The 13,544-nt window shown below is 45.8% G+C and carries 12 protein-coding genes; 7 read left to right on the plus strand and 5 right to left on the minus strand.

Translation table 11 applies throughout. From position 1 onward, the window contains the following. Positions 1-28 precede the first annotated feature (28 nt). The 3 genes from GHNINEIG_RS01085 to rep form a co-directional block, all read right to left on the minus strand. The gene (locus GHNINEIG_RS01085) at positions 29-973 is read right to left on the minus strand and encodes an OmpA family protein (RefSeq protein ID WP_135794944.1); all 945 of its coding nucleotides are present in this window, start codon (positions 971-973) and stop codon (positions 29-31) included. A 112-nt stretch (positions 974-1,085) separates the two neighbouring features. After that, positions 1,086-2,273, minus strand: a complete 1,188-nt coding sequence (locus GHNINEIG_RS01090; RefSeq protein ID WP_135794945.1) for an iron-containing alcohol dehydrogenase — start codon at positions 2,271-2,273, stop codon at positions 1,086-1,088. Between the two features lie 30 nt (positions 2,274-2,303). Next, a complete protein-coding gene (gene rep / locus GHNINEIG_RS01095) occupies positions 2,304-4,337 on the minus strand; it encodes a DNA helicase Rep (protein WP_135794946.1) in 2,034 nt (677 codons plus the stop codon). 166 nt (positions 4,338-4,503) lie between these two features. Between rep and GHNINEIG_RS01100 the strand changes: the two genes are divergently transcribed. From GHNINEIG_RS01100 to truD, 4 genes are all read left to right on the plus strand, one after another. Continuing rightward, positions 4,504-5,082: a class I SAM-dependent methyltransferase gene (locus GHNINEIG_RS01100; protein WP_135794947.1), complete on the plus strand. Its 579-nt coding sequence runs from the start codon at positions 4,504-4,506 to the stop codon at positions 5,080-5,082. A 75-nt stretch (positions 5,083-5,157) separates the two neighbouring features. Further along, a complete protein-coding gene (locus GHNINEIG_RS01105) occupies positions 5,158-6,078 on the plus strand; it encodes a Tim44 domain-containing protein (RefSeq protein ID WP_135794948.1) in 921 nt (306 codons plus the stop codon). A gap of 74 nt (positions 6,079-6,152) precedes the next feature. Continuing rightward, positions 6,153-6,614: a hypothetical protein gene (locus GHNINEIG_RS01110; RefSeq protein ID WP_135794949.1), complete on the plus strand. Its 462-nt coding sequence runs from the start codon at positions 6,153-6,155 to the stop codon at positions 6,612-6,614. Between the two features lie 105 nt (positions 6,615-6,719). Beyond that, on the plus strand, positions 6,720-7,760 hold the full coding sequence (gene truD / locus GHNINEIG_RS01115; protein ID WP_135794950.1) for a tRNA pseudouridine(13) synthase TruD: 1,041 nt from the start codon (positions 6,720-6,722) through the stop codon (positions 7,758-7,760). Positions 7,761-7,818: 58 nt separating this feature from the next. Here the strand turns inward: truD and hisI are convergent, their stop codons facing one another. Further along, positions 7,819-8,262 (minus strand): phosphoribosyl-AMP cyclohydrolase, encoded by a 444-nt coding sequence (gene hisI, locus GHNINEIG_RS01120; protein ID WP_135794951.1) that lies wholly within the window; start codon positions 8,260-8,262, stop codon positions 7,819-7,821. Between the two features lie 11 nt (positions 8,263-8,273). After that, positions 8,274-9,356, minus strand: a complete 1,083-nt coding sequence (locus tag GHNINEIG_RS01125) for a 3'-5' exonuclease (protein ID WP_135794952.1) — start codon at positions 9,354-9,356, stop codon at positions 8,274-8,276. 465 nt (positions 9,357-9,821) lie between these two features. Between GHNINEIG_RS01125 and doeB2 the strand changes: the two genes are divergently transcribed. Genes doeB2 through doeA form a run of 3 tightly spaced genes read left to right on the plus strand, consistent with a single transcriptional unit; the run spans position 9,822 to position 13,539 of the window. Continuing rightward, on the plus strand, positions 9,822-10,994 hold the full coding sequence (doeB2, locus tag GHNINEIG_RS01130; protein ID WP_135794953.1) for a N(2)-acetyl-L-2,4-diaminobutanoate deacetylase DoeB2: 1,173 nt from the start codon (positions 9,822-9,824) through the stop codon (positions 10,992-10,994). A 44-nt stretch (positions 10,995-11,038) separates the two neighbouring features. After that, positions 11,039-12,298: a diaminobutyrate--2-oxoglutarate transaminase gene (ectB, locus tag GHNINEIG_RS01135; protein ID WP_135794954.1), complete on the plus strand. Its 1,260-nt coding sequence runs from the start codon at positions 11,039-11,041 to the stop codon at positions 12,296-12,298. Further along, positions 12,295-13,539, plus strand: coding sequence for an ectoine hydrolase (gene doeA, locus GHNINEIG_RS01140; RefSeq protein ID WP_135794955.1), 1,245 nt, complete (start codon positions 12,295-12,297; stop codon positions 13,537-13,539). Before ectB ends, doeA begins: the two co-directional genes overlap by 4 nt. Positions 13,540-13,544: the final 5 nt, after the last annotated feature.

A 13,544-nucleotide genomic window follows, 5' to 3' on the forward strand; every position in this document is an offset into this window, starting at 1 on the left:
CGTTTGGTCATAAATCAGGCATCATGGTTTATTCTTGATAGCGGTTATAGTGTTTCATATTGTCAGGTATGGTGGTGCTTGCTTCCTTAGGCACGATCTGTTGATCCATGACTTTAAATGAAATACGCCGGTTTTTCTTTCGTCCTGCTTTTGTTGCATTGGAAGCCACGGGGTTGGTTTCTCCTTTCCCCATGATTAGGATTTTAGAGGCATCATAATTGAATTTTCGAACCAGATACTCTTTGGTGGACTGAGCCCGGTTCCAAGAAAGTTTTAAGTTGCTGCGTTCACTGCCAAGTGCATCGGTAAATCCGGTGATGACAATGAGTTCATGGTCTTTTAGGTTTCGTAACTGGCTGATGTCTCTGTCCAAAATCGGCTTTTGATCCGGACGAATTTTATAAGAGCCTAAATCAAACACGATATTGGTGATAACCAAGCTTTTAGGTTCACAGCCATATTGATTTACGATGGTGCCTCTAGGCGTATTGGGACATTGGTCCTTATTATTTAAAACCCCATCTCTATCCAGATCGGTATCGAGGCGACAGCCGACTTTATTGACCTCAACACCAGGGAGTGTCCCAGGACATTGATCCTGACTGTCGTAAACGCCATCCTGATCTGCATCTCCTTCGCAACCGACTTTATTGACACTGATGCCTGCCGGAGTTTTAGGGCACTGATCTAATCGATCCACGACCCCATCTTTGTCTTCATCTGATTCACAGCCGAATGCATTCACCTTTTGGTTTGGTAAGCTATTTAAACAGTGATCTTGCTTGTCTTTCACGCCGTCCTGATCCAGGTCTTTATAGAAGCTGGAGATTTTTTCGGGCTGGAGTGACTTCTCTTTCAACGTTATTTCAGCGGTAGTTTGAGGCGGTTGAGTGGCGTTTTGAGCGAAAAGAGCTGTCGAGAAAAAGCTCAATAATGAGAGTGCAACAGAACAAAGGAATAAAGAGGGTCTCATTGAATAACCTTATTTATCAAGTAGTATTATTATATAGTGACCTGATTTTACAGCAAAAAAGGGCATAAAAACGAGGAATTTTTCTTGAATAAGCTTTCAATAATAAGCCAACCTATAAGGCTTTTTGAATCGCATCCATTAGAACCTCATCTGATAAAATCAAAGGGTTGCCTATCATACTTCCTGAACGACAGTTTTTTAAAACCGGTGTCAGGTTATCTATTTGCAATCCGTATTTAGAAAGTCGATTGGGAAGATAGGTTGCTGTCAGGGTTTTTAAGTGTTCGATTAAGGCGGAAATTGAATCTGATTCAGCGTTAGACGAAGCCGTCAATAAGGTGCCAATTTGAGCATATTTCTCTAAAGTACTGCTTGCGTGGGGCGCATCTGATTGTGTTAGGGCATGAATGTTCGCTTCGGTTATTGGTGCGAGTAATGCGGCACACAGCACACCATGGGGTGCTTCAAAAAAGGCACCGATAGGGCCTGCCAAACCATGGACTGCGCCCAATCCGGCATTGGCTAAGGTAATGCCGGACAAACTGGCCGCCAGCATTAAGTTGCCATAGCCGGTTTTTTGTTGTTCAAGGTCATCACTGTTGATGGCTTCGAATGCGCCGTTAAATAACGTCATGCCTTGCCATGCTAGGGCATCGGTAATCGGATTGGCTTTTAAGGTGGTGTAAGATTCCAATAATTGGGTAAAGGCATCCATTCCCGTGCTGTAAAGAACCTCGTGTGGGCAAGTTGGCAGGAAACTAGGGTCTAACCACACCTCTTTGGCAAGCAGTTTGTCATCGCGAAAGGACTTTTTGAATTCGCCTAAACGGGACAGTACTGCGTTCTTGGTGGTTTCGCTGCCCGTGCCTGCCGTGGTCGGCATCGCAATAAATGGCAGGGTATTACCGGTCAATTTAAGGCCTTTGCCAACGCCTTCCAGATAATCCATTACCGAGGTTTGACTGGGAATCAATCCGGCCACGGCTTTGGCGGCATCCAACACGCTGCCACCGCCGATTCCGATAACCGCATCAGCGTTGTTTGGACTGGCGTTGACGATTTCATCCACTAAGTCTGGAGAAGGTTCTCCAGACACCACAAACACATTGACTCGAATACCCGTTTGTTGCAGTTGGGTGATTAATTCTGATGAAAAACCGCCAGGCCTGGCTAAAAATTGGCCGGAAATGAGCACGACAGATTGAAAGCCTTGTTCTGCAATCGCTGGTGCAAATTGATCTCGAATCCCCCAGCCGAATTGAATTTTAGGGAGGTTGGCGATTTGAAAGTTTGCAATCATTTGTCGTCCTTTAGTGTTAATCAGGAAGGCTTATCCCGGGTTCAACATGGCCTTTAAGTTCTCTAAATGCGCATTCCCGGTCACTTTTTGTTCTTCTGGAGAGAGCTCCACGCCGGGTTTACCTTCCCACTGCAAGAGCTCTTCCGGTAATTCTTCTAAAAAGCGGCTTGGCTCACATTTGAGTTCTTCACCGTATTTCTTGCGTTTTTTCGCATACGTCATGGTCAGGCTTCGCTTGGCACGGGTAATGCCCACATAAGCCAAACGGCGTTCTTCTTCCAATCCGGGGGATTCCATGTTTTGTTTGTGTGGCAGTAACTCTTCTTCCATGCCGATGAGGAATACATGCGGAAACTCAAGCCCTTTGGAAGCATGCAAGGTCATCAACGTGACCATATTCGGCTCGGAATCTTCTTCATTGCGTTCCATTAAATCCATCAGCGTCATATGCGCGACAATTTTTTCCAAGCGGAGTTCGTCGCCATCTTCATTCAACGCTTTATCGATAATGCGTTCAATCCAGAGTAGTAAGTCGCGTACGTTTTCAATGCGCTTCTCCGCCGCACGGGGAGTGTTACTGGTTTCGTGTAACCAGTTGTCATATTCCAGTTTTTCAATCAGTTGTCGCACAAAGGAGGTGACTTCCGTGCCCGTCAACGCATCCGCTTCTTGCGCCCAAGACAGTAAAAGCCCTCCAAAGTGTTGCACCCGTTGCAAGGCTTTTTCATTCAGCACGGTACTGAGTCCCAGTTCTTGAGTTGCATCAAACAAGCTGACGCCACGTTTGGTGGCGTAAGTTGCCAGTTTTTCCAATGTCGAGGCACCAATTTCACGACGGGGCGTATTCACGATGCGTAAAAAAGCCGCATCATCATCTGGGTTGACGATCAATTTAAGGTAGCTCATCACATCTTTAATCTCGGCTTTGTCGAAAAAAGATTGTCCACCCGATAGTTTGTAAGGAATGTTCTGTTCGCGGAGGGCGCGCTCAAACAAGCGTGATTGAAAGTTTCCGCGATAGAGGATGGCGTAGTCCTTAAATTGCGTGCGGTGTTTGAATTTGTGCACGATGATTTCAGAAATCACTCGCTCGGCTTCATGGTTTTCGTCCGAACAGGCCAGCACGCGCAGCATGTCCCCCATCCCCATTTCCGACCAGAGGCGTTTTTCAAACACGTGTGGATTGTTCGCGATCAGCGTGTTTGCCGCTTGCAGAATACGGTTACTGGAACGGTAGTTTTGTTCCAGTTTGATGACTTCCAAATTCGGGAAATCTTTTTTCAGCAATTCCAAGTTTTCAGGCTGAGCACCACGCCAAGCATAAATCGATTGATCATCATCCCCAACCACAGTGAATTTAGCACGCACGCCTACCAGTTGTTTGACCAACTCATACTGCGCAGCATTGGTGTCTTGATACTCATCCACCAAAAGGTAACGTACTTTGTTTTGCCACTTGTCTAAAATGTGCGGATTTTCATTGAATAAGCGCACCGGCAGGCCAATTAAGTCATCAAAATCGACCGAGTTGTACGCATGCAATTGTTTTTGGTAATAGTCATATAAAATGGCGCGCGCCTGCTGCAGATTGTCTTCTGCCATTTCCAATGCTTTTTCCGGGCTGATGTGAGCATTTTTCCAATTGGAAATATCCCATTGCACGCCATCCAGCTCTTCTTCACTGAGCTGTTGTTTTTTCATCAGCTCTTTTAGAATTTGTTTGGTATCGGTCGCATCCATAATTGAAAACGTCGATTTATACCCGAGTGCATGATATTCCTGCCGGATAATGTTCAGCCCCAAATTATGGAAAGTCGAGACATTCAACCCTTTACTGGGATCGTCTTTCAAGAGTTTACTAACGCGCTCTTTCATTTCTTTGGCGGCTTTGTTGGTAAAGGTTAGGGCGTAGATGTGGTGGGGTTGCACATCATGTTTGCGAATTAAATGCGCGATTTTTTCGGTAATGACCCGTGTTTTACCCGAACCGGCACCGGCCAGAACCAGTGCAGGGGTCTCAATGTGCATCACCCCTTTAAGTTGTCGATCATTCAGTCCAAACATCGGTGTAAATCCATTCGCGCGCTGTAATAAAAAAGATACAATATGATACCAGAATGTCGGCGTTTCGAATTTAGAGAAATTGCCCAATCTGCGTTATTTTTGCGTCCTTCTGATGATTGGATGGCAATTCGATTGATTTAAACCGTTAACAAAGGTTACACCCATTATGAGCGACATCGCGCAACTCAAACAAGATATTGTTTTTCAGGCTGAATTGAAAGGCAAGCCGCTGACCTTTCATACCACTTGGGGTATTTTCAGTCCGAGAGAAATTGATTCCGGCACGTGGTTGTTGCTCAAACATTTGGATTTAAAACCGCAAGAAACGGTATTGGATATAGGATGTGGATATGGTCCTCTTGGTTTGGCGATAGCCGCAAATACGCAAGGCGAAGTGCATATGGTGGATAAGGATTTTGTCGCGGTGGAGTACGCGAATAAAAATGCCGAGTTGAATGGATTGACGCATGCCAAAGCGTATTTGTCTAATGGCTTGAGTAATGTGCCGAAAGAGTTGAAGTTCAGTACCGTGGTGTCCAATATTCCAGCAAAAGTGGGAAAAGAAATGCTGAGCATTCTGCTGCATGATGTACATGAACAGCTTGAACCCGGCGGACAATTTGTGGTGGTAACCATCAACGGATTAAGACAGTACATGAAGCGAAACTTCATGGAAGTGTTTGGCAATTATGACAAAGTCAAACAAGGTAAAGACTATACGATTTCACGGTGCGTGAAAGCTTGAATCTTAATCAAGCAAAGTATCGTTAAAATGGATACAATCATTCCAATCTAATTCTAGAAGTACAAAAGGCGACACATGAAAAAAGTAACACTTTGGCTTTCAATGATCACATTTACATTTTTTGCGACCATGCAGGTCGCAGAAGCAAAGCGTTTTGGTGGCGGGGGTAGTTTTGGTTATTCAAAACAAATCGCACCTAAAAAATTTAATAGCACCAAACCCAGTTCAAAAACCGATGCGGCCAATGCGAAAAGCAATACCACGGCGGCGGGCACTAGACCATCTGGCGCTTCAAGATTTTTAGGGCCTTTAGCAGGTATTGCAGCGGGTGGTTTGTTGGCTGCGATGTTATTTGGCGATGGATTTGATGGTATTCAGTTACTGGATATCATGCTAATTGCGTTGGTGGCATTCTTGCTGTTCAGCTTTTTGAAAAAACGTCAGGCAGCCATGATGCAACCGGCTTATTCTCGTGCCCCGTCACATTCAGCTTACGAAACGGAATCTCGCCAAACGGTGGAGCAAATGCGTGAAACTCATGTGCCGACTTATGAACCAAATGCAAGCGGAAGCATCATTGGGTCTGCCTTGCCAGAACAAGCAGACCTTACCTTGGAAAAACCAGAATGGTTTGATGAAGCGAGCTTTATAGAGGCATCTAAAGAGCATTTTAGAGCTGTTCAGAAAGCGTGGGATACTCTAGATGCCCGAGAATTGACAGATTATTGCACGCCGGAACTCTTTGCCGCATTGCAGTCTGAGATGGATTCTCTTCAAGCTGGAGAAAATCATACTGAGGTTGATGAGTTGAATGCTGAAACAGTCGATATGGCTGTTGATGGCGAATATTTTATCGTCAGTGTACGTTTCAGCGGCTTTATTAAAGAAGAACGTAATGACGTGGCCCATGCTTTTAATGAAATCTGGCATATTCGCCGCTTAGCTGTTGGAGAGGGCAATTGGCAAATTGCCGGTATTCAGCAAAACCAGATTTGATATTTTCCTGTTTAATTTGATAAAGCGTGACCGTTTGAGTATATTTTGCGCAGGACTTGTTAAAAGGAGTGAATATGATGAGTGACCGCCGAATTAGAAATCTCGGGCTAATCATACTAACTTTGCTGATGTCAGTAGGGTTGGGCGGTTGCTCAAAGCCGCCGGTTGAAGTTACCTCTGTGCAGATTGTGGACAATCTGGACAAAGGTTCCGGAAACTTCGACCGCATGCTTCAGATTTGTTTTAAAAAACCTTTGACGGCCGATTATTACCATCATGTCAAAATCATAACCAACCAATCTTACATGCTGGAAGGGGGCAATATGTTACGCCCACGGGCCTCGGATCCGGACAATAAATGCCAGCTTCGAAATCTTTATAATTACATCAATAAAGATTCCCCTGTCGGTGCTCGTCAAATGATTAAAGATTTCATGGTGCCGGGCAATATTAACCAGGTTTTAATCCAGATTTATCTGGATGAGCCAGAAGGAAAAGAGCTGCCGATTGAAGAGAAGTTGTTTAGAAATCTTTAAACTCTTTCATCGTTTGCGTTTTTAGGTTGGATAGACTCAAACCCAGGCCTGGTAAGATTTTCTTATCAGGCCTTTATTTTTTCATTTAACAAGAATTGAACCCTTATGCCGAACCCTGTTTCCTTATCTCATTTTGCCTATGCATATGGTCGCCCAGAAAGTGTTGCAGCATTAAAAGCCGAGCCAGCTGATTTTCAAGTAGAGGAACTGATTGCTTATGCGCTGAGTGGAGAAGGTGAGCATTTATGGGTTTGGGTGCAAAAAATTGGACAGAACACTGATTGGGTTGCCAAACAAATTGCCCGCTGGGCAGGGATTACCCCCAAAGAGATGGGGGTTGCAGGTAAAAAAGACCGTCAGGCGATCACCCGACAGTGGATGAGTCTTCATTTGCCTGGAAAACAAGCGCCCGATATCGAAAGCCTGGACGTGCCAGGTGTCACGCTTTTAAAAGCAATCCGTCATCATCGAAAACTGCAAACCGGGGGCTTGTCGGGCAATCGATTCACGCTCGTATTGCGTGACATTGAAGGTGATTCGGATCAAATTGAAAGCCGCTTGCAGAAAATTGCAGAAAAAGGTGTGCCGAATTATTTCGGAGAACAGCGCTTTGGAAACGATTTTCAAAATCTTGCGAAAGCCACGGCCTTGTTTCAAGGTCAGATAAAATCTCCAAAACGCCATCAGAAATCTTTATACATTTCCGCAGCACGGTCTTGGATTTTTAATGAAATTTTGAGTGAACGTGTGCGTCAAGGTTCTTGGAACCGTGCAGTTCCTGGAGATGTCTTCCAGCTAGAAGGGTCTCAGAAATGGTTTGCTGATGATGGTGATCCTGCTTTGTCCAAGCGAGTTGTCGAAAAGGATCTACACCCTACCGGTGCGTTAACCGGTCGAGGTGTATTGCCCTCTCAGAGTGGCGCTTTTCAGGTAGAACAATCCGTGTTGGAGAAGCATCCGATCTGGCAGGCCGGGTTAGAAAAGCTTGGTTTAAAGCAAGAGCGTCGTGCTTTAAGGGTTTTACCGAAAGAAATGCGTTGGGAGTGGCTAGATCAGTCCACCTTATCTGTGAGCTTTGCTTTGCCGGCTGGCAGTTATGCAACAATGGTGATACGTGAATTATTTGAGGTCAAGCTGGAAGATTAAGCGTTTGAACGTTAATGAAAAATGACCAGGCCTGGCCATTTTTTGATTCAGAAAACGGTTATTTTTTGTACAGCGCTTCAGGATCAATAATCGGGTTGGTTAAGATTTCGGCCTGATGGTCATGAATGGCGGTGTAAAAGCAGCTCTTCCGTCCGGTATGGCAGGCTGGGCCTGTTTGATCCACCAACAACAAAATGGCATCGCCGTCACAGTCAAAACGTAGGTCTTTTAAAAGCTGAATTTGCCCGGATTCTTCCCCTTTACGCCAGTAAGACTGACGTGAACGTGACCAGTAACAGACACGTCCAGTTTCCAAAGTTTCTTGCAACGCGGCTTCATTCATCCAAGCCATCATTAAGACTTCTTTGCTGTCGAATTGCTGCGCAATGGCTGGGATCAGACCATTATCGTCATATTTGACTTGTTTTTTAACGGCTTCCCAGTCAAACGAATCGCCTTGTTGCGCTTTTTCCAGTTGTTTGAATGTGGGCTGTTGTGACATAACGACTCGTCTTATTTCGACTTACGTTTGGCAGCCGCAAAGGCCTGCGCAAATGGGTTGTTCGAAATTTCGTCTTTCACCGGTTCAGGTTTTTTAATCTTCACTTGTGATTTACGGCCTCGCATCAGCATGGCATTAAATAATTCGGCTGTCGCTTGGGCATCGGCTAAGGCATCGTGCGCATCGCCCGGGAAAGGTTTGCCCATGATTTTGGCATACGCATCGGTTAGCTTCGGCGTTTTATAGAACCAATACATTTTTTCCGATTGCCAGCGTAATGCACCGACTAAGTCTTTGGAAAGCTCTGCGACATCCAGCCACTTGCTGTAATCCAGCTCAAACGTCAGCATTTTCTTTTCGGCACTTTTTTCCAGATAAGCAAAGTCAGATTCGGTGCTGTAAGCCAGCACGGTGTCTGCTTCTGCCAGAATACGGTGGATTTCATCCCAGGCATCCGCTAGGAAAGGCGCATCTTGAACCATCTCAGTACAGATGTTGTGCTTATCGTTCTCAGGAATGTCGTAACCAGGGTTGATGAGTTGGTTCAACAATTCATTGCCCTCCAAATCACAAATAGAGACTTGGATGATGTCGGCATTGTCTTTGGTGCAAATGTCGGTGGCTTCAATATCAATACAGACAACCTTATTGCCTTTCAGCTCTTGATCGTGTTCTTTCAGTTTGAAGTTGGCATCATTACGGCGTTCCTGAATCAAGTTGATGACCTCTGATCCAGTAAATTCTTTGATGAGCTCCGTGAGCTTGGTTTTGAGTTTTTTGACGGACTTGCTTAAGGATTTACGGACGTCTTCATCGTCACTCGCACGCTCAATCAATTCTTTCACACTTAATGTTTCTTCGCCCACGACAAGCTCGTCCAGAATCGCATTCACAATTTTAGAGGTATCGAACTGTAAATCTTCCAGCGGCGGGATTTTGACGGTGGCGCTTATGAGCGCTTTTTCGCCCTTTGCAGGGGAGGCAATGATCTGAATGCCTTTAATATTTAATCCATCGGAAGCGGCAACCGCGACGATGTATTCTTTAATCGGTTGGTTGCGTTTATCAATAAAGATAAGTTGGGCGTTGCTCATAGGTGTTCTTAACGTTTCTGTGAAAATGACGGTTATTTTATCAGCTTGTTGCTTTCTATTCCGGGAAACTGATCGCTTTTCCCGTAAATTTCATCTTTTTGACATATTTGGAGAACTGAAAATTGACTGAAGGTTCTATAAAGTAAGCTTTCCCAAGGGGGGGGATGGCTTTGTCATACTTTTGTATTTGTGCCGAATAAAAACAATGTGTTACTGTATGTAATACGTCAAAATAATTATTGGTGTTTTGAAGGTCAGGCCAGACAAGAGTCTTTTTGGTGCTTCTTATGAATTAAGTGGTGCGAACTTGATGCAATCACCTTCAATGAAATGATGTGTTATTTATAGTAACTAATTGAAAATATTGATTTTAATTAAATTGGTTCTGATTTCTCTAATAACAAATTATTGTGGATTTAATCCAACGATTCTCTGAAATGGTTTTTCTATTCTGTAGGAGAAACAATGACTAAGCCTTGGCAGGACATTCTGGAAAAGGCGATCGCAAGTCGTCACTGGTTACACCAGCATCCAGAACTCACTTGGGAAGAAACCCAAACCGCTGACTATATTCGTGCGCAGTTAACCGAGCTGGGTATCCCTTGGCGAGCCTGTGCAAAATATGGGACGGTTGCCACCCTTTCTTCCAAGTCGGATGGGCAGCATATCGGGTTTCGCGCGGATATGGATGCTTTGCCGATTACAGAAGCCTCCGGGGTGGATTGTTGCTCGGTTGAATCCGGCAAAATGCATGCCTGCGGTCATGACGGGCACACCGCGACACTTCTTGCCGCCGCCGCTTGGTTTAAGCACCACGAATCCGAATTGCCCAGCCCGATTTCATTACTCTTTCAACCGGCTGAAGAGGGTGGGCATGGCGCAAAAAAAATGATTGAAGACGGCGCTTTAAACGGTATCGATCGTCTATATGGCTGGCATAACTGGCCAGCACTCCCTTTTGGAAAAGCACTTTGTCCGGATGGCCCGGTTATGTCCGGCAACGGGACTTTTCACATTACGCTAAAAGGTAAAGGAGGGCATGCCTCTCAACCTGAGATGACGCATGACCCTGTTTTAGCCGCTGCCGCCGTGACTTTAAATCTACAACAAATTGTCAGTCGTCGACTGCCACCGCAGGCCAATGCTGTGGTCAGCGTGACTTCCATCAATGCCGTGAGTAATGTCACGGTCATTCCAGAACATGTCAAGCTTGAGGGAAGTATTCGGCTATCACAACCACAATGGCGAGCGCCGATTAATCAATTGATTGAAGACATTACGAATGACACGGCAAGCAGCTATGGCGTAGTGGCTGAGATCGACATTCGAGCCCGGTACGATGCGACCATCAACCAGACTGATTCCGCAGCAGCATATCGAACGGCCTTGCAGGCCGAATTCGGTGAGACAGCAACAGAATCGGATGTATTGATGCCGTTGATGGCTTCAGAAGATTTCAGTTATTACTTACAGGCGATTCCCGGTGCGTTTGCGTTGGTTGGGATGGCTGAAGACTCGGCAGGTGGCCTGCGTTTTTCAGCGCCCTGTCACAGCCCGGAGTATGTTTTTAATGATCGAATCATCGAGCACGTCGTTAAGGTTTTTAGTCGTTTGGCAGGTGCGCCGATTCCTGAATGATTTCATTCAGAAACTCGGTGTGTTGCATTAGAAGGAGAGAGTAGATGGATTGGTTTGAAAGTTATGAGTCCGAAATTCGTGCGTATGCACGGTCCTATCCGGCTGTTTTTGTCAAAGGCGAAAATGCTAAGCAGACGGATGAAAATGGTAAAGAATATATCGACTTCTATGCTGGCGCGGGTGTGCTTAATTTTGGGCACAATCACCCTAAGCTGAAAGCGGCGATTGTTGAATATATCCAAAACGATGGGGTGCTCCATAGTTTGGATATGATGACTGGGGCTAAACGTGAATTTATTAAAGGGTTTGTAGAAACTATTCTGAAACCCCGAAAAATGGACTATAAGCTTCAATTCATGGGGCCAACCGGAACCAATGCAGTGGAAGCGGCGCTTAAGTTAGCACGCCGAGTCACGGGACGTAAAGAGGTTGTTGCCTTTAGTCAGGGGTTTCACGGCATGACATTGGGCGCTCTGGCATGTACTGCGAATGAGGTGTTTCGTAATGCATCTGGTGTGCCTTTGACCATGGTGTCTCACTGGCCTTTTGAAAGCAACCAAGGGGGTGGGATTGAAAGCTTGGATACCTTGCGAGCTTTGTATGAAAATTCTTCAGGTGGCGCGGAAAAGCCCGCGGCGTTTATTGTTGAAGCGATTCAGGCCGAAGGGGGCGTGAATGTCGCCTCGGCGGAATGGTTGCAAGCTCTTCAGGCGTTGGCGCGAGATTTAGGCGCATTGCTCATTGTGGATGATATTCAAGCAGGCTGCGGTCGAACGGGTCATTATTTCAGTTTTGAAAATATGGGGATCGATCCGGATATTGTCACTTTGGCAAAAGGCATCGGTGGCCTCGGAACCCCCATGGCGATGAATTTAGTCAAACCAGAACATGATAAACATTGGAAGCCGGGTGAACATACCGGAACGTTTCGTGGTCAGAACATTTCGTTTGTGGCAGGACGTGAAGCCTTACGTTTTTTTGAAAATAATGACTTGATGGAGCAAACCCGTGCCAAAGGGCAGATTATGCAACAATACTTGCAGGGGTTAGCAGAACGTTATTCTGAGCACGGTTTTTGTGTTCGAGGCAAAGGCATGATGCAAGCTTTGGATGTCAAAGATGGGGCTTTGGCCAAAGCCGTCGCACGAGACTGTTTTGATCACGGCATGCTATTTGGACCTTGTGGCGTTGGTGGCCAAGTGATTAAGTTGATTCCGCCTTTAACCATTCCTGAAGAGGAATTACAGGCAGGCCTGGCGATTTTAGAACAGGCTTTACAACGTCAAGTGGAGATGAAGTCATGATAGAACGCGATGATATGACCTTTCCTTTTTCGGAGTATGAGCGTCGAGTACATGAACTGAGACAGCGTATGGAAAAGCGCCTGCTCGATGCGGTGATTATTTCCGACCCGGAAAACCTGATGTATTTAACCGATTATCAGACAACGGGGTATTCCTTCTTTCAAGCGCTAGTGGTGCCGTTGGAAAGTGAGCCTTTTATGGTGACGCGTAAGCTGGAAGAGTCGAATGTTTTGGCACGAACCTGGGTGGAAATTACACGGCCTTATCCCGATACCGGGGATGCAATCCAAATGTTGATTTCTGCATTGGTGGAGTTTGGCTTGGCGGGAAAATCAATCGGCTATGAACGAAATTCTTATTTTTTCCCAGCGTATCATCAGGATACTTTTCATACCACCTTTACCAAAAGCCGTCTGATGGACTGTTTCGGTATTGTGGAACAAGGACGTGTTTGCAAATCCAGTTATGAGCTAGACGCCATGAGAAAAGCGGCGCTGGCGACAAAAGCCGGTATGAAAGCGGGCATTGAAGCGTGTGCACCCGGTGTGACCGAAAATGAAATTGGCGGCGCGATCAGCCAGGCTATGTTTGCCGCCGGTGGCGAAATTCCAGCGGTGATGCCGTATGTGACATCCGGCCCCAGAACCATGATTGGGCACGCTTCCTGGGAAGGACGAGAAGTGCAACCCGGCGAACACGTCTTTATGGAAGTGGCAGGATGTTATCGCCGTTATCATACGGCGATGATGCGCACCGCCATCTGTGGTGAATTGACTGACAGCATGTATAAGGCACAGGAGATCATGAAAGTGGCCTTGTCACATGCGCGTGAAAAAATGCGCCCCGGGATGACGGTTTCCGATGTGGATAATATGATCCGAAACATCATATCGGATAATGAAATCGGTGCTAAACTGATTACCCGGTCGGGCTATTCCATCGGGATTGCTTTCCCGCCCAGCTGGGATGAAGGTTATATCTTGAGTTTATTTCAGGGAGACAGTTCGGTGTTAGAGCCGGGAATGACCTTTCATGTGATTCCTTGGATGTGGGGAATCGATGGCGATAAGACCTGTGGTATTTCAGATACCTTTTATATTACCGAAACCGGGTGCGGCTCTTTTTTTGAGGATGTTGAGCAAAACTTTACCTTGAAATCGGGTCAGCCGGCTTCCAATGAAACATCGATTAAAGCGGTTTCTCAAAACAAAAAAACGAAAAAATCCGAAACACCGGCGTAAGGAGT

The organism is Hydrogenovibrio crunogenus (genome assembly GCF_004786015.1).
Taxonomy (GTDB): Bacteria; Pseudomonadota; Gammaproteobacteria; order Thiomicrospirales; family Thiomicrospiraceae; genus Hydrogenovibrio; species Hydrogenovibrio crunogenus.

Coding starts and splice junctions, on each gene's coding strand:
- GHNINEIG_RS01085 (WP_135794944.1), bottom strand. CDS start 973: ATGAGACCCTCTTTATTCCTTTGTTCTGTTGCACTCTCATTATTGAGC.
- GHNINEIG_RS01090 (WP_135794945.1), bottom strand. CDS start 2,273: ATGATTGCAAACTTTCAAATCGCCAACCTCCCTAAAATTCAATTCGGC.
- rep (WP_135794946.1), bottom strand. CDS start 4,337: ATGTTTGGACTGAATGATCGACAACTTAAAGGGGTGATGCACATTGAG.
- GHNINEIG_RS01100 (WP_135794947.1), top strand. CDS start 4,504: ATGAGCGACATCGCGCAACTCAAACAAGATATTGTTTTTCAGGCTGAA.
- GHNINEIG_RS01105 (WP_135794948.1), top strand. CDS start 5,158: ATGAAAAAAGTAACACTTTGGCTTTCAATGATCACATTTACATTTTTT.
- GHNINEIG_RS01110 (WP_135794949.1), top strand. CDS start 6,153: ATGATGAGTGACCGCCGAATTAGAAATCTCGGGCTAATCATACTAACT.
- truD (WP_135794950.1), top strand. CDS start 6,720: ATGCCGAACCCTGTTTCCTTATCTCATTTTGCCTATGCATATGGTCGC.
- hisI (WP_135794951.1), bottom strand. CDS start 8,262: ATGTCACAACAGCCCACATTCAAACAACTGGAAAAAGCGCAACAAGGC.
- GHNINEIG_RS01125 (WP_135794952.1), bottom strand. CDS start 9,356: ATGAGCAACGCCCAACTTATCTTTATTGATAAACGCAACCAACCGATT.
- doeB2 (WP_135794953.1), top strand. CDS start 9,822: ATGACTAAGCCTTGGCAGGACATTCTGGAAAAGGCGATCGCAAGTCGT.
- ectB (WP_135794954.1), top strand. CDS start 11,039: ATGGATTGGTTTGAAAGTTATGAGTCCGAAATTCGTGCGTATGCACGG.
- doeA (WP_135794955.1), top strand. CDS start 12,295: ATGATAGAACGCGATGATATGACCTTTCCTTTTTCGGAGTATGAGCGT.